This window comes from Trinickia sp. Y13 (assembly GCF_029522115.1).
Lineage (GTDB): Bacteria > Pseudomonadota > Gammaproteobacteria > Burkholderiales > Burkholderiaceae > Trinickia.
In genome coordinates, this window is the sequence record NZ_JAKWFK010000019.1 from 62,943 (window position 1) to 80,499 (window position 17,557).

14 protein-coding genes and 2 pseudogenes are annotated in these 17,557 nt (G+C 61.9%); 9 read left to right on the top strand and 7 right to left on the bottom strand.

Annotation, left to right across the window (positions count from 1 at the left end; all coding sequences use genetic code 11):
• Positions 1–17: 17 nt before the first annotated feature.
• Positions 18–761, top strand: a complete 744-nt coding sequence (locus MMB74_RS24485; protein ID WP_277431252.1) for a metallophosphoesterase — start codon at positions 18–20, stop codon at positions 759–761.
• Between the two features lie 40 nt (positions 762–801).
• Here MMB74_RS24485 and MMB74_RS24490 read toward each other — a convergent pair whose 3' ends face one another.
• Positions 802–1,512, bottom strand: coding sequence for an RES family NAD+ phosphorylase (locus tag MMB74_RS24490; protein WP_277431253.1), 711 nt, complete (start codon positions 1,510–1,512; stop codon positions 802–804).
• Complete coding sequence (locus MMB74_RS24495; protein WP_277431268.1) at positions 1,503–1,874, bottom strand: MbcA/ParS/Xre antitoxin family protein; 372 nt, start codon at positions 1,872–1,874, stop codon at positions 1,503–1,505. The genes MMB74_RS24490 and MMB74_RS24495 overlap by 10 nt, the downstream gene beginning before the upstream one ends.
• 266 nt (positions 1,875–2,140) lie before the next feature.
• On the opposite strand from MMB74_RS24495, the gene MMB74_RS24500 reads away from it, so the two are divergent.
• On the top strand, positions 2,141–2,587 hold the full coding sequence (locus MMB74_RS24500) for a GNAT family N-acetyltransferase (protein ID WP_277431254.1): 447 nt from the start codon (positions 2,141–2,143) through the stop codon (positions 2,585–2,587).
• Positions 2,588–2,650: 63 nt separating this feature from the next.
• Here MMB74_RS24500 and MMB74_RS24505 read toward each other — a convergent pair whose 3' ends face one another.
• Entirely contained in the window at positions 2,651–3,526 is an 876-nt protein-coding gene (locus tag MMB74_RS24505) for a LysR family transcriptional regulator (RefSeq protein ID WP_277431255.1), read from the bottom strand.
• A gap of 99 nt (positions 3,527–3,625) precedes the next feature.
• Here MMB74_RS24505 and MMB74_RS24510 point away from each other — a divergent pair, with 99 nt between their 5' ends.
• The 3 genes from MMB74_RS24510 to MMB74_RS24520 all read left to right on the top strand — a co-directional run bounded on the left by MMB74_RS24510 (position 3,626) and on the right by MMB74_RS24520 (position 6,876).
• Positions 3,626–4,012 carry a tautomerase family protein gene (locus MMB74_RS24510; protein ID WP_277431256.1) on the top strand — a complete coding sequence of 129 codons (387 nt, stop codon included), beginning with the start codon at positions 3,626–3,628 and terminating at the stop codon, positions 4,010–4,012.
• 108 nt (positions 4,013–4,120) lie between these two features.
• The gene (locus MMB74_RS24515; RefSeq protein WP_277431257.1) at positions 4,121–5,911 is read left to right on the top strand and encodes a CHAD domain-containing protein; all 1,791 of its coding nucleotides are present in this window, start codon (positions 4,121–4,123) and stop codon (positions 5,909–5,911) included.
• A gap of 74 nt (positions 5,912–5,985) precedes the next feature.
• Entirely contained in the window at positions 5,986–6,876 is an 891-nt protein-coding gene (locus MMB74_RS24520; RefSeq protein WP_277431258.1) for a TOBE domain-containing protein, read from the top strand.
• A 659-nt stretch (positions 6,877–7,535) separates the two neighbouring features.
• On the opposite strand, the gene MMB74_RS24525 is transcribed toward MMB74_RS24520, so the two are convergent.
• Together MMB74_RS24525 and MMB74_RS24530 are read right to left on the bottom strand one after the other, a co-directional pair.
• Positions 7,536–8,399: a class I SAM-dependent methyltransferase gene (locus MMB74_RS24525; protein ID WP_277431259.1), complete on the bottom strand. Its 864-nt coding sequence runs from the start codon at positions 8,397–8,399 to the stop codon at positions 7,536–7,538.
• 96 nt (positions 8,400–8,495) lie between these two features.
• Complete coding sequence (locus MMB74_RS24530) at positions 8,496–9,389, bottom strand: NAD(P)/FAD-dependent oxidoreductase (protein ID WP_277431260.1); 894 nt, start codon at positions 9,387–9,389, stop codon at positions 8,496–8,498.
• A gap of 144 nt (positions 9,390–9,533) precedes the next feature.
• Here MMB74_RS24530 and MMB74_RS24535 point away from each other — a divergent pair, with 144 nt between their 5' ends.
• Complete coding sequence (locus tag MMB74_RS24535; RefSeq protein ID WP_277431261.1) at positions 9,534–10,166, top strand: TetR/AcrR family transcriptional regulator; 633 nt, start codon at positions 9,534–9,536, stop codon at positions 10,164–10,166.
• 919 nt (positions 10,167–11,085) lie between these two features.
• Here MMB74_RS24535 and hisC read toward each other — a convergent pair.
• The gene (gene hisC, locus MMB74_RS24540; protein ID WP_277431262.1) at positions 11,086–12,153 is read right to left on the bottom strand and encodes a histidinol-phosphate transaminase; all 1,068 of its coding nucleotides are present in this window, start codon (positions 12,151–12,153) and stop codon (positions 11,086–11,088) included.
• Positions 12,154–13,013: 860 nt separating this feature from the next.
• Here hisC and MMB74_RS24545 point away from each other — a divergent pair.
• From MMB74_RS24545 to MMB74_RS24555, 3 genes and pseudogenes are all read left to right on the top strand, one after another.
• A complete protein-coding gene (locus MMB74_RS24545) occupies positions 13,014–14,495 on the top strand; it encodes a SulP family inorganic anion transporter (protein ID WP_277431263.1) in 1,482 nt (493 codons plus the stop codon).
• Positions 14,496–14,694: 199 nt separating this feature from the next.
• Positions 14,695–15,321: pseudogene (locus tag MMB74_RS24550) on the top strand (tyrosine-type recombinase/integrase).
• Positions 15,322–15,386: 65 nt separating this feature from the next.
• Positions 15,387–16,409, top strand: a complete 1,023-nt coding sequence (locus tag MMB74_RS24555; RefSeq protein ID WP_277431264.1) for a hypothetical protein — start codon at positions 15,387–15,389, stop codon at positions 16,407–16,409.
• Between the two features lie 129 nt (positions 16,410–16,538).
• Here the strand turns inward: MMB74_RS24555 and MMB74_RS24560 are convergent.
• A pseudogene (locus MMB74_RS24560) lies at positions 16,539–17,444 on the bottom strand (IS3 family transposase); the annotation flags it as partial.
• Positions 17,445–17,557: the final 113 nt, after the last annotated feature.

Here is a 17,557-nt window from a genome sequence, read left to right on the forward strand (position 1 = left end):
GAACTATGATTGCGCCTATGGACACGAGACCCGAGGCTTATCCCATCGTCTGCCGGCATGCCGCGAACGGCGTCGGTCGCGACTTCGTCGTCGGCGATCTGCACGGTTGCGTCGATGCGCTGAGATATCTGCTGCGCGAAATCGTATTCGATCCCGCGTGCGATCGATTGTTTTCGGTCGGCGATCTGATCGATCGCGGCAGCCAATCGGAGGAAGCGCTGGCGCTGCTCGACAAAGCTTGGTTCTTTCCGGTGCTCGGCAATCACGAGGAAGCGCTCTGTCTCGTCGCGGAGGGTGTGATGCGGCAAGCGGCCTGGAATGCGCTCGGCGGGCAATGGGGGCAGTCGTTGCCCGATCGCGTTCTCGTGGCCTATGCGCGACGTTTGCGAACGTTGCCGCTCGTTCGCGTCGTCGGCAGTGGCTCGCGGCGTTTCAACGTCTTGCACGCGGAGTTTTTCGGCGATGACGCCATGCTCGATGCAGGCGATTTCAACGAAGGCATGCGTCAGCAAATCCTCTGGGGGCGCGAACTTGCGCTTGGCCGCGGTGTCGCGGGCCAGCAAGCCGGACTCTCGCCTACTTACTGCGGTCACACGCCGATGCGGGAGGTCGGCCGTATCGGCGCGCAGATTTTCATCGATACGGGTGCGTTCGCGGCGACGGGCAAGCTGACCGTGACCGAAGCGCTCACCGCCCGTGCGTGGTCGGTTTCGGTGGAGCAGGCGTTGCTCGAAGGCGCCGCGCAAATGTCGTTGCCGTAGGCCGCCGCGCGCGGCCAAGGCATTGCCCTCGCGCCGCGCCTCAACCGATTTGATTCAATTCGAACACGCTGTCGATCGCGCTGCCGTTCCAGTTGTACTCCAAGTAGGCCGCGTGGCGGCAATCGCGCAGCAATGTCGTCTTGAACGCGGCCAGGCACTCGCCGGAGGCATCGCGCACAGAAGGATAGACAATGCCCGCCGCGCCGGCCTCCCGCAGCCGCCGCCCGAGCGCTTGGCCGGCGGAATAATCGGTGCGCGAGAGCACCGCGGCGTCGAGCGCGGGGTCGTGCCGCAGATCGACAGCCTGACCGCGCGCGAGCACCGTGTAGAGGCGCATTTGCTGGCGCAGCGGCGGTTCGTTGGTCGCCGCGAGAAAAAGCGAAGCGTGATAGCGCGTCTCGGCCACGGCGGTGCGCGCCTCGCGCGCGCAATAGAAGACGCCATAACGACCGTCGGAAAAGCGGCTGCCGAGCGGGTTCAGATGAGTGAATGCGGCCATGATCGGCCCGCAGCCGGGGCCGAAGCAGCGTTCTTCGGGCGGAACGAGGTCGAGCTCGCCCACTTCGGTGCGCAGGCGGTCGTTCGTCATGGCTTCGAGCGCGTAAAGGGCGTCGAAATCTTCGGACGACGCCACGCGGTCGAATAGGTTGACGGCAGGAAACCGCGTGGGAATGACGCGATAGGCCGGGGACCAATCGATGTGCGCGACGCGCTGCGGGGCGAACCGGTTTTCGGCCTTCGTCACGCCCATCCGCCTCGCATGGCATCGAGATATTGCCGCACCGCGAGCAGATCGCCGACATTGCCTGCGAGCATTCGGTCGAGCGCGCTGGCGCCGCCGAAGGGTGGTGCGCTGTTCGGCTTTTTCACCCAGGCATCGGCGGCTGCGGCTTCCGGCAGGAGGATTTGCAGCGCTTTATAGATGCCCAGCAGCAGCGATAGACGTTCGAGCGTATCGCGCGAGAGCCGCGCCGAATCGGGCGCCGCCTTCCATTTGAAGAACGTCGAACGGCCCGGCGAACCGAGCAGCACGATCTGTTCGTCGGTGGCCAGGCGCCAATCGCGGGCAATGTTGAAGAACGCGCGCAAGCCGGCGGCGGACATTTCCGCCATCGACGGGGCTGCGCCGGCCGAGAGCTTGGGGGCGCGCGCGGCGGCGGTGGACAGACGATGAACGGCTGCGGAAGACATGATTGATCTCTATTTGCATCACAGTTCGATGTTAGTCTATTTATGGATTAAGGCAAGGGTGTTGTGATTGTTTCGCCACAGGCTCTAGGAAGCGGCGCGCCGCGCTGCGCCATTGTCTCGGCTGCGCTAAATTGGCGACCTGCGCTGACAGAGCGCTTTTCAATCTCCGATCGACCGAGGCGGATTCAATGACTGCGACGATACGCAAAATCGAGGCGCGCGACGAAGCGCGGTGGCGCGAGTTATGGGACGGTTACACGCGGTTTTATGAGCGCGAACCTTCCGAGCCGGTCACTCGGCATGCCTGGTCGCGCATCCTGGACGAGCATTCGCCCGTCCATGCAATCGTCGCGGAACGAGGCGGCGAGGTGATCGGCATCGCAAACTACGTGATTCACGAGAGCACCTCGTTGCTGACGCCTGTTTGCTACTTGCAGGACCTTTTCGTCGATCCGGCCGTGCGCGCGGGCGGCGTCGGGCGGCAACTGATCGATTGGTTGCTGGACGAGGCCCGGCGGCAGAAGTGGTCGCGCGTCTACTGGACCACGAAGGAAAACAACTATCGCGCACGCGGACTCTACGACAGCTACACGCCGCGCAGCGAGTTCGTGCAGTATCGAATCGATATTCGCTGAGTGTCGTGATACGCGCGCGTTCCTCGATCGCCGCCTGGTAGCGAGGCGTCGCGCACCCGCTCGCTATCCATGCACGAGGGATTGCGCGAGGGTCTGCAACGCATCGGCAGCGCCGCGCTCGCGCACGCGCGAGTACATGACGACGTGCGAGTCGGGCAGCGGCGGCAAGCCGAGCTTGGCGCCCACGTCGACGACGCCCGCAGGCGCGGCGCGTCTAGCGAGCGCGGACACGGCCAATCCGGCCGTGATCGCCGCGCCGATCGCCGCGATGCCGCCGCCGACAAACATTTCTTCCCAAACGATCGACGCCTCGTCGAGGGCGCGCACCGCGGCGGCGCGAACGCCGCACGGGGCCGAGAGCACGGCGAGCGGGAGCGGCTCGCCGGCTGGGGGCTTCCAGCCGGGCGCCGCAAGCCAGACGAGCGGTTCGACGAACAGCCGCACGCCATCCCACGCGCCGTCGCCGTGAGCGATCCTCGCCGCGATTTCCTCGGGTTCGTGCCGCACGATGACCGCGTCGAGCCGTCTTTCATCGTATTGCGCGACGAGCGCGGCCGACGATCCGAGATGCATCTCGATGACGAGTCGCGGGTCGTGCCGATGCAGACTTGCGACGAGCGCAGCCAAGTTCGCCCCCGCCACGTGTTCGCTGAGGCCGACCTTAAGCCGCCGCTTCTCTGCGCCGAGCGATCCCAGCGCACGCTCATGCGCACCGAGCAGCTCGCGCGCCGCATCGAGGAACGCGCCCCCCGCAGCCGATAGCCGCACCGAGCGCGGCGTACGCTCGAACAGCGGCTTGCCCAGATGCGCTTCCAGCCGCTTCACCTTGAGGCTGACGGCGGACTGCGTGGTCCCGAGCAAATCGGCCGCCCGCGTGAAGCTGTTCAGATCGGCGACGTGAACGAACGCCCGAACGGCGTCGAGATCGAGTACTTTCATTGCGGATGAAAATGATAGAAATCTAGATTGATTTCTGTTCATTATGGATGGTGCGCCGTATTCTTGCCACATTGCCTTTCGTTCACGGAGAAAACCATCATGCCGCTCGCTCGTATCTCGTTGCCCGCCGGCCGTTCGGCGAAATACAAAGAAGCGTTGACGGAAGGGGTCCTGCGCGCCCTGGTCGAAACATTCAACGTGCCCAAAGACGACCAATTCATGGTCCTAACCGAACATGCGCCCGAAGACCTCGTCTACAACCGTCACTACCTCGGGATCGAGCGCAGCGACGGTTTCGTGCTGATCCAACTCACGGTCAGCAACACCCGGCCGCTCGAGAAGAAACGGGCTTTATACCGCCGCATCGTCGAACTGCTGGCGGAGAACCCGGGGGTGCGCAAAGAGGACGTCTTCATCAACCTGCTCGAGGTACTGCCCGAGAACTGGTCGTTCGGTAACGGGGAAGCGCAATACGTCCCGGCGTGAGCGGCGCAGGCGGTCCCTGCCCATGCGCCCGATCGTCTGCTTTCTCGCTCTTTCCGAGCGCGAGCGTGTGTAACATGAGGATCACACGTCGATTTCGGGGCAGCGAGGATGTCGGCCACAGTCGAACTCGTTTTGGCGATCGAGGCTACGGCCGCGAGCGAATGGATGACCGGGGCCGGGATTGCCGCGAACGCGCGATCCGGAGCGAGCCGCGCGGGCCCCGCCCATAGCGGCAAGCACCCGCCGGCCACGGCGCGGCGCGCGGGCGCGCGCGTATCGAGGCGAGCGGCCGATGCGCAAGCCGAATTCGGTGCGACGATCGCAGACGCCATGAACCGAATGCCGGGCATGACGCAGATGCCCGCCATCGAGCCTTCGATGATGCGGGTTTTCCTCGAACGCAACGGCAGTCGGCGCGTGCTGTTGAGCCTCGATCGCGGCGGAGCGCAGCATATAGCCGTGGCGCATTCGAGCGAACTCTCGCCGGGCGTTCGCCGATGCGAGACGGTGTGCGATGAGGCATTCGAAGGAGATTCACCGCTGCAGCTCGGCGACGGCCTTCCCCCAATAGGGAAGGACATAGCGAGCAAGCGCGACGAGTTGACGCCTTCTCCCGTGTTGTCGATACGCCGTGCGGCTTGGCGCTGGAGCGGCTCAGACGGGGCGCTAGTCGACATCGAGCTTCGGGACGGGTGCGCGGCGGCCTGCGGCGAAGCGGACCCGTCGGCCGTGACGACCAAGCCGAGGACATCGCCGCAGCCGTATTCATCGCTCGACCGGCCGGAGGCAATCGCGTTTTGCGAATTGCGGCTTGCTTCGCGAATTGTCGACGTGGCAGATGGGTCGGATGAGATTGCCGCTGCCTTCAAGCAGCTGGGGACGTCGCACGATCCGACCGTCGCGGCACTGCAGGCGCTCTTCGCGGTGGCGGGTGCGTTGGCCGATACGCTACCGGTCTTCCCCACGCTCGTCGATGGCTACGCGCGCGCCTGCCTGTCGGTTCAATCCCGCGCACCAACGCCTACGCGTGCGGCCCGCGTCGACCTATCCAAAGCGCGCTGCCCCCATGATGCTTTCGTCGAAGTCGGTTCGAACATCACGCGCCACTGGTTCGGCAATGACGCCGGCGTGCGCGAGCGCGCCGACGTGGAATTCGTCCATCAAATGCGGGTGGCGCTGCGCCGCCTGAAAACATCGATGAAGACGTTTCCACGCTGGATGGACGCAACTTGGACGCGAACCATCGCGCCCGATCTCGACTGGCTGGGCGCATTGCTAGGACAAGTGCGCGATCTCGACGTCTTCACGGGAACCTCGCTGCCGGCGTTGGCCGCGGCCGACGTCGATAGCGCCGCGTGGGCCTCGTTGCAGGCACGCGCCGAAGCCCGCCGCGTCGAAGCCCGCGCGCAACTGCAAAAGGCGCTGCTGACGCGCCGCTATGCGGCGCTCTCGCTTTCCTGGCTGAAGTGGCTGGCCATGCAGCGCTTTTCGACCGACCCTGAGGCGCTGGTGGACAAATCGCTTGCCGCCTATGCGGCCAAACGCGTGCGCAAGCACTACGAGCGTCTGACCGCCAAGCCGGAGCTTTCGACGCTCGAACCTGCCGAACGCCATCGTCGCCGGATCGAAGCGAAACGCCTGCGCTATACGCTCGAATTCTTCGAGTCGATCGCAGCGCGCAAAACGCGGCGTCAGGTGTCGAAGCAATTGAGCCGCATTCAAAGCGTGCTTGGCGACGGCAGCGATGCCGTCGCAGCGCTGCGTTTTCTCGAAGCGCTCGATGTGCCGCCCTACCAGCACGGTTTTGCGCGCGGATGGTGCGAGGCGGTGAACCGCTGGTCGGCGGTGGAAGGCGAGCGGCTTCTGCGGGCGTTGCGCAAACCGAAGATCGTTCGCTAGATCGCACCGGCCGGCACGCATCGGCGCGTCCTATAATCGTCGATTCTGCCTCGTTCAACCCATACCCCCTTTCCATGAGCGAACGTTCTTCCTCATCGCCCCCGTCCGTTGCGGACAGCGGCCGCGCCGCGCCTGTCGAACTCGGCGGCTCGGTATGGTTGCGCGCGGGCCCGGAGACGCTCGGCGGCGCCGCGCGCATCGCGCTGCTGGCGGCGATTCGCGATACGGGCTCGATCACCGCGGCGGCCAAAGCCGTCGGCCTTAGCTATAAGGCCGCGTGGGATGCCGTCGACGCCATGAACAACCTGGCGGGCGAAGCGCTCGTCATGCGCTCTGTGGGCGGTAAGGGCGGCGGGGGGACGACACTGACGCCGCGCGGGCACCGGTTGATCGAAACGTTCGTCGCGGTCGAGCGCGAGCATCGCAAGTTCATCGAACGCGCGAGTGCGGCGATCGAGCACTTCGAAGGCGACTGGGCGTTGATCGGGAGAATTGGCATGAAAACGAGCGCACGCAATCAGCTTTACGGAAAGGTATCGGCTGTCGTTCGCGGGAGCGTGAACGATGAAGTCTCATTGGCGTTGCCGGGCGGTCAGACGATCGTCGCAGTGGTGACGCACGAGAGCACCGAGGCACTCGGGCTTGTCGTGGGTGCGCCCGCGCTCGCGCTGGTGAAAGCGTCGTGGGTCATGCTGGCCGCCGACCACGCGGCGCTGGGGCAGCCGCTGCGGCTTTCCGCGCGCAACCAATTGCGCGGCATAGTCACGCAGGTCACGCGCGGGGCGATCAATGCCGAAGTGTCGTTGGCGCTGGATGGTCCTGCTGGTTCCGAAGCCGATCCCAATGCGACGGTCATGACGGCGATTGTGACGAACGATAGTGTCGCGACGCTGGGGCTCGCGGCGGGCAAGCCGGCGATCGCGGTTTTCAAGGCGTCGAGCGTGATACTCGGTACGGTGGACTGAGGGTATGCGAAGGGGGATTGGCGGCTGACGGCCACAAGCGGCCGGTCGACGTCGTCATCCAGATCGTCGACAATTGGTATCTCCGACATCGAGAGTCCCTCATGCGCAGATTACAGGCATCGCGCTTCTATATTGCGTGCGGCGCCATCCCGGAGCCAATCTTCGTACTGGACGGTGTAGCCTCCGAGTGGCTCTTCGCGTCGGGATTCTGGAAGCGAATCAACAGCTCGTTGGGCACGACATTCGACCAATTCGAAGACGACCAGGCTGAGCCCACGATTCTTTTACAAATTGCATCCGAGCTAGAGTCTTGCGTTCGGTCGCTTCACTCGCAAAGTGGAGACACGGTGTGTTTCGTTTGCGGTTGGTCCCCTAGTGGGGACGCCCACACAGTTGAGGTTCCGCGGAAGGACCTTGTCTTGCAACTGGGCACGCTACGAAGCCTCCTTGCTTCGGCTGCTGCCAACAAGGAAGTCCTTGAATTCAGTCTTTGACTGCGGCCTGCTTGCGAAATGGGCTGACCACGGCCATCAAGAGCCACTGCTCTTTTCGCCCTCAATGGCCAATCAGCGCCGCGTTCCGGCCGTTTGGCGCTCAAGGTAGACCCTCCCCGAGACACGAGGAATTGCCGGTTCTGACACATTGGTCGACGTAACCTGTCAGCTTGCCGGATTTCGTGCCATGACGACCCACGCCGCACCATTGATCATCACCGCCCCCTCGCCCGGGAGGCTCGCGAAGGCGGCACGAACTGCGGCCGATGCGCGGGAGCAGATGTCGTCGGGCTGATCAGCAAGCGCACGCGACAGTGGGCCGACCTCGAGCGTCATCTTCACCGCGTCGTCGATCGCGGCGTCCCGCGTTTCGCCCTCGCCGAATGGGACGGACGCGTCGAAGGGCATGATAGCGATATCGGTGAAGCCGGCCGCCGTCAGGATGCGCGCCACGCGCGCTCGGTCGCCGAACGAAAACGGGCCGGGCGCGTCGGGAGCGGGCAGCGCGCTCGGCGGGAGAATGCCCTTGAGTGCGCCCACCGGCAGGCTCATCCAGTCGTTCTCGGCCGCGCCGCGCCAGCAGACAAAAGTGACCCGCCCGCCAGGCCGGAGTGCGCGTCGCATGTGGGCGAACGCCGCTGTCGGATCGTCGAAGAACATCACGCCGAAACGCGAGAACAGGATGTCGAACGCGCCTTCGGGCAGCTCTGCGCTGCTGGCGTCGGCCACCTGAAACAGGGCCGGCGTATCGTGTCGCGCAAGCGCGCGCGCTCGCTCGATCAGCGGTTCGGATATGTCCACGCCCAGCACTTGGCCCCCCGCGCCGACGCGGGCGGCCAGAGCCAAACTCGATGCGCCCGCGCCGCAGCCGATGTCCAGCGCGCGCTCGCCCGTCGCGGGCGCGGCGGCTTCTATCGCGGCCTGGCCGAACACCGCCACCAGAGCGTCGAGCCGGGCCTGGTTGGCGACCCAGCGCTCACCGCTTTGACCATTCCAGTCACCCACCTGATCAACACTTTGCTTTGCCATGTCGTCTCCTTGACTCGACGATCCGTCCTTCACTGCGCCGATCTACGCCAACCTTTTCGAAGGCGACGACGCAACGGGAGAAGGGAATCTGTGCTCTCAAACCACCATCGACTGCTGGGCGAAGATGCCCGCCATCGCGCCCTGCGAGGATGCCTGGGTGGCCGAGGGCAAGAAGGGCGTGGCGAGGTCGCCAGCGGCGTAGATGCCGGGCATGCTGGTTTGGCGGCGCTCGTCGACCTTGAGGACAATGCCGGTGGGCGTATCCACTGTGGCGAGGCCCAATGATTCATGCAGGCTTGCGGACGGCTTGTTGCACGGATTGGCGAACAGGATGTCGACCGCGACATTGCGACCGGTATCGAGATTGACGGTGGTGATATGGCCTTTCTGGTGGGCGATCTCGACGATCCGGCCATCGACGAAAGGTATGTTGCGGCGCGCCAGATCGGCCTGGATATCGGACGCAATGTCATGACCATCGGCGAAGACAGTCAATTTGTCAGTCCAATCGCGGAATAGCTTCGCAGACTGGTACGACTGCGGGCTGGACCAAACGAGGCCCCAATGCTGGCCGGCGACTTCAAAGCCGTCGCAATAGGGGCAGGGCACGATGGACGTGCCCCAGCTTTCGGCAAAGCCCGGAACATCAGGCATCTGGTCGGCGACGCCATAGCTCAGGATCAGGCGGCGCGCCCTCAGGCATTCGTGATCGTCAGTGACGACACAGAAATCGTCGATGGCGCCAGACACGCTCTCGGCCCGGGCATTGACGAGGCTGATCGTTGGGTAGCGCGCAAGCTGCTGCCGCGCCTCGACCAGGATGTCCAGCGGCGGCTTGTGATCGTGGCCGAGCAGGCCATGTGAGTGGCCGGCAAAGCGGTTGCGCGGCCGGCCGGTATCGAGAACGGTGACCTTGCGGCGGGCACGGCCAAGCTGCAGGGCGGCGGCGAGGCCGGCAAAGCTGCCGCCGATGATGATGACGTCATTCATGGTGATGGGCTCCGCGTTGTGGATGAGGGGTGGGCCGGGCACCTGATCTGGACAACCGGTTGAAACCTGCCCTTGGCTTGCACATTGTGATACTGCGTGGTATCGTATTAACGAATTTCAATACTGTCAAGTACCGGAATTGTCGTGACCGAAAATAGCCAGGGCCGGCGCGGCCGGCCCGCCAACGAGGCGCTTCGCCAAACGATCGTCGACGTCGCCTGCGAACTCTTTGTGGAACTGGGTTTTCAAGCGACGACCATGGACAAGGTCGCGCATCGGGCGAAGATATCCAAGCTCAGCATCTATCGGCACTTCGAGAACAAGGAGGCGCTGTTCAGCGCGGCCATGGTGGCCCGCTGCGATCAATTTGCACCGCAGGCCCTTTCTGAAGGCGTCGACGGTTCGGCCGAAGATCAGCTCGTGGCGGTGGGATCATCCCTGCTTCGCACGCTGTTGAGCCCGGACGTCCGCGGTGTCGAAGCCATGGTTTTGGCCGACAAGACGAATCAAAAGGCGTTAAGCAAGCTCCATTACGAAGCCGGGCCCGCCCATGTCATCGCCCACATCGAGGCGGTGTTGCGTCAGCTGCACGAGAATGGGATGCTGAACGTACCCGACGCTCCGCTGTCCGCACGCTTGTTTGCCGCGCTTTTCAAAGGGGCCGATCTCCTGCTGATCGCACGCTTCGATGAGGCGAGAGCAGAGGACGACAACGAAATCGAATCCTATTGCCGGTCGGCCGTTGCGATGTTTATCGCCGCGCACGGTGGCATCTAAAGGTGCGCTATTACGGCCGATGAAGAACACGCAGCTATTGCATGCGCTGTTCGCCGAGCAACCTATGGATGATGCGTGGACGACTCATGGGCGTGACCATTGCATGAGCGCAAAAGCCGCCCGAGCGGGCAGGCAGAGGCCGCTTTACACACGATAGCGGTCGCTACTGCGGCCTGAGTAGAACGACAGAGAAGGGTCGAAACTTGCCCCCCCCGGATGTCGTCATGGGCCACAGCACCGGCGCGACGACGTCGTATGGCGCAGTGCGGCCAGAAGCAGACATTCGACATAGGCTCCTCAATCGTCGACAATATTCGGCGAGTTTCGATCGCATTGGCGAGCGGCCATGACGCAAGGGGAGTCGATAAAAGATGCCAAAAACAATTTACTGTTGGCGCTGTAAGATAGAAGTGCCGATGCTCACAGAGGACGAGTGGCAATTGGTCAATCCCAACACGATGCCGGAGCAGTTAAAGCAGTATCGGAAAGAGACAGATTCATCTTTATCAGAAGCCTATCGGAATAGCATGGGTCTCCCGGCTCTAGTAGCCTACGAACGCATTACGGGATTCCGCGAGACCAACCCAAACGCACTGAAGCATCACCGCCTCAAGCTATATGGCCCCGCATGCACCGCTTGCGGCAAACCACTTCGGACGCCGATCGCGAGCTTTTGTGCCGAGTGTGGCGCAAAGCGAGCAAACTGAATCACGCCGCACATGACCGCATCAGCGGTAGACTTGCCTGTCCGAACGTCCGTTGTGCGGAACCGTGAATGGCTCACTCGGGTTTTGCCGCTTGTATCGCGCACGCGCGCAAGCAGATCGTCGCAGTCGGTCGTCGGGCATAAGCCGGCCAGAAGCGGTCGTTGGACTGGCGGGTCCAGATGGCCAACAACATAGTCCCCCAGTCCGTCTCGTCAGGCAAACAGGTCGCGCAGCGCCCCGACCAATGCGTCGCACTCGTAGTCAGTGCCAACGGTAATCCGCAGATGCTGGTTGATGCGCGACTGCTTGAAATGCCGCACGAAAATTCCTCGATCCTTCAGACGTGCGGCGAGCGTCGCAGCGTCGTGTAGTGGATGGCGCGCGAAGATGAAGTTCGCAGCCGACGGCACGACGTCAAACCCTTGGCCCTGCAGCGCTTGCGTCAGCCGCTCGCGGCTGGCGATCACTCGCTCACAAGTTGCAAAGAAAAACTGATCATCCTCGTAGGCGGCCTGTGCCGCGACTTGCGCAAGGCGGTCCAGCGGGTATGAGTTGAAGCTGTCTTTCACGCGATTAAGCGCTTCAATGAGCGATACGTTACCGAATGCAAAGCCGATCCGCATACCGGCGAGTGCCCGGGCTTTTGACGTTGTTTGGACGACGAGAAGATTGGGATAGAGGTCGATCAACGCTAGCGCTGATTGGGCGCCGAAATCCACATACGCCTCGTCGATCACGACCACCGACGATGGATTTGCTGCGACGATCCGCTCGATATCCGCGAGCGGCAACGCACGGCCGGTCGGCGCGTTTGGATTCGGGAACAGCACGCCACCAGCGTCGCCGAGGTAGTCCTCGACGTGGATCGAAAAGTCGTCGGCGACCGGCACAACCTTGTAGCTCACGCCGTACAGCCGCGCGTAGGTGGGATAAAAGCTGTACGTGATGTCGGGAAACCGCAGCGGCTTTTCATGCTTGAGTAGCGCCTGGAACGCATGCGCAAGCACTTCGTCCGACCCGTTGCCGGCAAAGACTTGCTCCGGCTTCAAACGGTGATGGGCCGCGACCGTCTCGCGCAGCTTGCGCGCAAGTGGATCCGGATAGCGGCGCAGCGTCTCACCGGCTTCGCCCAGCTCACCTGCAATGGCCGCGACCACGCGCGGCGACGGCGGGTAGGGATTCTCGTTGGTGTTCAGCTTGACCGGTCGCGCGAGCGTCGGCTGCTCGCCCGGCACATAAGGCACAAGTTCCTGAACAACGTCGCTCCAGTAACGGCTCACCACCTGACTCCTGACCTGTAAAGCGCAGAGATTACCCGATCTGCGGCGAGAAGTCTGAAGTTGCCCGTAAGCCGTTGAGCGTCCGCTTTCTGGTGACTCCACTGTCCCCTGTGGGTGGCGGATTCAACCGGTCGTTCGAGATAGTCGGCAAGATAATCGAGAATCCAGAAGACCAAGATGCTAACTGAAGAATTTACCGACGGCTGGAAGCCAATTCATGTTGGATTTGAGGGCGCACCTCTCTCGATCAATGGCATCAATCCGTGGTTGCACGCCGGCAACTGGCGACGGGTGTCTCAGGAACACATTGTCGTTCCGCACCCGGCCTATCCCAGCGAACGTCATCGTGCATGGGTCTATGAAATCACAATTCCTGGAAAGGCAGTTTGTTTCGCAGCACCGAGCTTTCCAACGGCGTGTGGGGTTTCTACGTGCAACGGGATACCGCTTCATAGTCAAGCTAGTGGCTGTTTTACGGCAACCTGACTGTGCTCGGCCAGGAGCAGTCGGTCAGGGCAAGCGCATGAATTGCCGCGTCGCAGCCGCAGCCATCGGGTGCTGGACAGCGACCGGCTCTGGAAGTACCATATTGCGTCGCAGCAGACCTGCTGCCATCTCCTTCCTCTTCGATACCTATGTAACTGTCCGCGAACCCTCTCATCGATCAAACAGCCTGACCGACAGGGGTTCGCGGACCGTCGGCGTCGCACTGTACATCGTCAGTGCCAATGACGCCTGCACCGTCAGATTTGACCTTCACTCGCCATCAGGCGGGGGCATGCCGTTCCTGATCCGTTCCCTCCAGCGAATACCTCGCGGCCGGCCTGTGCTCGCATTTTCGTTTTCCTACAGACCTTCCAATGAACAAACGAACCTTCACAGAAGAGTGGTTCTCCAATGCTCGCGCGGATGTACTGGCGGGCATCGTTGTCGCCCTTGCACTCATTCCTGAGGCGCTGGCTTTCTCAATTATCGCTGGCGTTGACCCGAAAGTTGGCCTCTACGCTGCGTTCAGCATTGCGGTGGTCTCCGCGATTGCAGGCGGCCGCCCTGCCATGATTTCCGCTGCGACGGGCGCAGTGGCGCTTGTCATCGGTTCCCTAGTCAAAAATCATGGCGTCGAATACGTGCTTGCGGCGGGCATTCTTGCGGGTGTATTGCAGATCGGCGCTGGGCTCCTGAGACTCGGTGGACTAATGCGTTTCGTGTCCAGGTCCGTCATCACCGGCTTCGTCAACGCATTGGCGATCCTCATTTTCATGGCGCAGTTGCCACAACTGCAAGGCGTTCCGCCCTACGTCTACCTGATGGTCGCCGGAGGTCTCGGAATCATCTACCTTTTGCCTCGCTTGACCAAAGCCGTTCCTTCGCCATTGGTATGCATCATCGTTCTGACCGGTATCTCGATGGCGATGCACCTGAAGTTGCGCACGGTCGGCGACATGGGATCATTCCCTAACGAGTTGCCGATTCCAGCATGGCCCAAGGTGCCGCTCTCATTCGAAACGCTGAAAATCATCTTTCCGTATTCCCTCGCCGTTGCCGTCGTCGGTCTGCTGGAGTCACTGATGACCGCAGCCATCGTTGATGATTACACCGATACGCCAAGCGATAAAAACCGCGAATGCCGGGGGCAAGGCATCGCCAATATCGCGGCGGGAATCCTCGGCGGTATGCCTGGATGCGCAATGATCGGCCAAACCGTGATCAATGTGAAATCGGGAGGAAGGGGACGGCTCTCGACGTTCGTCGCCGGCGCTTTCCTACTTGTGCTGGTGGTTTTTCTGGGGCCTTGGGTCAAGCAGATTCCGATGGCAGCGCTGGTCGCAGTAATGATCATGGTATCTATCAGCACGTTTAGCTGGTGCTCGATGCGAAACCTCCGTTCGCATCCAAAGAGTTCATCGGTCGTCATGATTGCGACGGTCGTAGTGGTTGTTGCAACTGGCAACCTCGCAATCGGCGTGCTCGTTGGTGTTCTGCTGAGCGCGCTCTTCTTCACGGCAAAGGTTCGTCAGATCATGGTGGTTGAGTCATCATTGAACGAACGGTCGGGCGAGCGCCGGTACGTTGTGCGTGGACAGGTCTTCTTCGCTTCCTCCGAGGCGCTGGTTTCGGAGTTTGATTTCCATGAGCGCGTACGGTCAGTAGAGATTGATCTATCCCACGCGCATTTCTGGGACATCACCGCAATCGACGCGCTTGACCGCATCGTAAATAAATTTAGGCGTAACGGTATCGCCGTCGATCTGCATGGCGTGAACAGGGCGAGCGCGACAATGATCGAAAAATACGCAACGCATGATAAAGAGTCTCCGACTCACTATGAACCGTCGCATTAAGACGCTTGCCGGATAAAACGCGGCGCAGCAATGGTGACAGTTGAACGGCGGGGCTTACCGCCGCCGTAGCCCTTCGGGAAGACCCTTCAAGAGCTTTCGACAGACCGCTATGCGGCACAGCAGATGGCCGTTATGGGTCGGGCTGGGACCACCCGACGCGGCGCACACTCAATCTCCATTCGCTTGAAAGGAGATTGTCATGGAATCCGAGAATGTCGTGGTTGTCCACCGCGTGCCGTGGAACAAGGGCAAGCTCACCGGGCAGAAGCCGCCGTTAAAGCTTCGGGAAATCTGGGCGATCCGGACGAGACTTTAGATGGCATCGAACGTTCGTGAGCTCGCGATGTTCAATCTCGCAATTGATAGCAAGTTGCGGGCGTGCGACCTCACGCGGTTACGGGTCCAGGATGTCCGTCACGGAAGCCAAGTGGCGTCGAGAGCGATAGTCATGCAGCAGAAGACCCAGCGGCCGGTGCGATTTGAGATCACGGAACAGACCCGTGAGAGCCTCGAAGCGTGGATCGAAGCCCGGGGACTGAAGGCGGCGGATTTTCTGTTCCCGAGCCGGATTCATACGTCACCGCACCTGTCGACGCGGCAATATGCCAGGCTGGTACGCCGCAGGGTCGCATCGATTGGCCTCGACGATACAGCATACGGTACCCACACGATGCGCCGCACAAAAGCTTCGCTGATCTACCGGCGGATGAAGAACCTTCGAGCGGTGCAGTCGCTGCTCGGACACACAAAGCTGGAAAGCACGGTTGGCTACCTGGGAACCGAGGTCGACGATGCCCTTGAGATGGCGGAGCAGGCCGAGGTTTGATGGCATGGCGGCCGGCGAGCGGTCGCTTGCCGGCCAGGTGCGGGCGTTCGACATAGCCGGCTGAATTGTCTTCAATCGCCTTTGATTCAAAAATCCGACCTATGATCTTTCGCTCACAATTTCGTTCGTCCAACTCGCAGCGAGCGGCGGCGCAGCCAAACGGTCGAGTTCATGGAACCGTCAATTGCAGACAGTTTGGCCATCCTGAGTTCCAGATTCAGGTTTCCGATCATGGGGTTCCAGCGCTGGACATCAGCTGGCTGCTGCGATTTCTCGAGGAAAGTGTCGCGGAAGGCGAACGATTCCATGCTGGCGAGACTTTACAAATCGGCTGGATGCTTACGATGCTCGAGGCTTGGGAGGGGGACGTTCTGCGCATCATGGAGCCCGATATGAAGGCGATTCCAATCAAGTTCGTCGACTCCGTAGACAGCACGCTCAAGCACCTGCGCAATCAGCAAGACATGGTCGCAAGCGTAACGTCCACCCGGCAACCAGACTTTCCGTCGCTTAGGCAAAGTGCAGTTGTCCATGTCGACTACAAGAACGTCAGCAGCTTGCTGCTGACTCGTTATCCGGCTCATGAAACGGACTCCGGCTGGTCGCTCACCGATCCGAATGACGAAGCCGGCTCACAGAACCCGTCACGGTACGTCAAAGTTTCGCTTTATCAACTGGGCGTTGAAAGGCCCGACCTGATCCAATTCTTTGCCTTGTCGCCAGGCCTGCAAGTCGTCCTCGCTGGTCCGAAAATTCGTGTGATGGGCCCTGACGGCGAGATTCGACCGGCGCCCGGTTCGTATCTTGAAGCGTTGAATGCGCTCCGGCTGCAGCGTGCCGATGAGCGAGCGCTTCGGGGCACGTGTGCCGTGTGCTCAGGGTCGACCGCTGCCGTTGGCGGCCACGACCACCAACGATGCAGGCGACTTTTGTCGTCGGCGCGCGTCCGGCCGGTTCCAGTCATTCTTAGCGTACGAGGACGTAGCGTTCAGGCGGCAGCTCCGCTGCTTACAGCGGACGACTCAGGGCACCGTTTAACAAACGTTGCCTTGGGGGTGACCCGCTTCCGAGGACGGTTAAGCAGTTGAATTTCGACCGGGCTGATGTCCTCCAGGTTGAGCGGTTGTGCGAGTTGTCCACGGTCGGTCGGCGGGTCGCCTATCACGACCACGACGCCGGCCGGCGGTGGGCAACTCGCTAGCGGCGAGCATTTCTTTTCGATGCATGGTTTCGTAGCGGATCGGCGAGCAATAGCTAATTGCGCTGTGCCGGCGACTGATGTTGTACCAGCCCTCGATGAAGGCGAATAGCTCACGTCGAGCCTGTGCATGAGTTTCGAAGTGTGAACGGGCGAGCAGTTCGCATTCGAGCGTGGCGAAGAAGCTTTCGCACATGGCGTTGTCGAAGCAATCGCCCACCGTGCCCATCGAAGGGCGTACGCCTGCTTCGCGGCAGCGTCGGCCGAAGGCAATGGACGTGTATTGACATCCCTGATCCGAATGATGAATGACGCCATCGGGGCGACGTTGCACGAGGGCCATGTCGAGCGCACGCAGCATCAGCTCCGTGTACAGATGATTGGACATCGCCCACCCCACAATGCGGCGACTAAAGACATCGAGCACAACGGCGAGATAGAGAAAGCCTTCCGCTGTCGGCACGTACGTGGCATCCGCCACCCACAGCCGGTTCGGGGCGTCGGCCACGAAGTGCCGTTGCACGAGATCGGGCGCGGGCCGGGCGCCGGGCTGCCGCCGCGTCGTGTTGATCCAGCGCCGCCGGCTCACCCCGCACAGACCCGCTATACGCATCAGACGGGCAATACGTTTGCCTCCGACATGCACGCCGTGCTCGAGCAGTTCCGCATGGATGCGGGGCATGCCGTACGTGCCTCGCGAACTTGCGTGAATGACTCGGATACGCCCGAGCAGGTCGGCGTCGCTACATGCTCGTTTCGATGGGCTGCGCGCCAGCCACGCGTAAAAGCCGCTGGCCGAAATTCGCAGCAATCGCGCCATCGTCGCAATGGGCAATGTGGCCTGATTCGCTTTCATGAATTCGAACCCTTCTCGGGCACCGTTCCGGTCTCCCGTGCAAACCAGGCCGCGGCTTTCCTGAGAAACTCCCTCGCCTTAGCTCGCTTTCGGTTGTAGGACGTAGCCCATCGAGTCGGCCCGGCGTGTCAGATTGTTAAGCACCCGCTGCCGATAACGCTCCTCATAGTAGGCTGCACCTG

Coding starts and splice junctions, on each gene's coding strand:
- MMB74_RS24485 (WP_277431252.1), top strand. CDS start 18: ATGGACACGAGACCCGAGGCTTATCCCATCGTCTGCCGGCATGCCGCG.
- MMB74_RS24490 (WP_277431253.1), bottom strand. CDS start 1,512: ATGGGCGTGACGAAGGCCGAAAACCGGTTCGCCCCGCAGCGCGTCGCG.
- MMB74_RS24495 (WP_277431268.1), bottom strand. CDS start 1,874: ATGGCGGAAATGTCCGCCGCCGGCTTGCGCGCGTTCTTCAACATTGCC.
- MMB74_RS24500 (WP_277431254.1), top strand. CDS start 2,141: ATGACTGCGACGATACGCAAAATCGAGGCGCGCGACGAAGCGCGGTGG.
- MMB74_RS24505 (WP_277431255.1), bottom strand. CDS start 3,526: ATGAAAGTACTCGATCTCGACGCCGTTCGGGCGTTCGTTCACGTCGCC.
- MMB74_RS24510 (WP_277431256.1), top strand. CDS start 3,626: ATGCCGCTCGCTCGTATCTCGTTGCCCGCCGGCCGTTCGGCGAAATAC.
- MMB74_RS24515 (WP_277431257.1), top strand. CDS start 4,121: ATGTCGGCCACAGTCGAACTCGTTTTGGCGATCGAGGCTACGGCCGCG.
- MMB74_RS24520 (WP_277431258.1), top strand. CDS start 5,986: ATGAGCGAACGTTCTTCCTCATCGCCCCCGTCCGTTGCGGACAGCGGC.
- MMB74_RS24525 (WP_277431259.1), bottom strand. CDS start 8,399: ATGGCAAAGCAAAGTGTTGATCAGGTGGGTGACTGGAATGGTCAAAGC.
- MMB74_RS24530 (WP_277431260.1), bottom strand. CDS start 9,389: ATGAATGACGTCATCATCATCGGCGGCAGCTTTGCCGGCCTCGCCGCC.
- MMB74_RS24545 (WP_277431263.1), top strand. CDS start 13,014: ATGAACAAACGAACCTTCACAGAAGAGTGGTTCTCCAATGCTCGCGCG.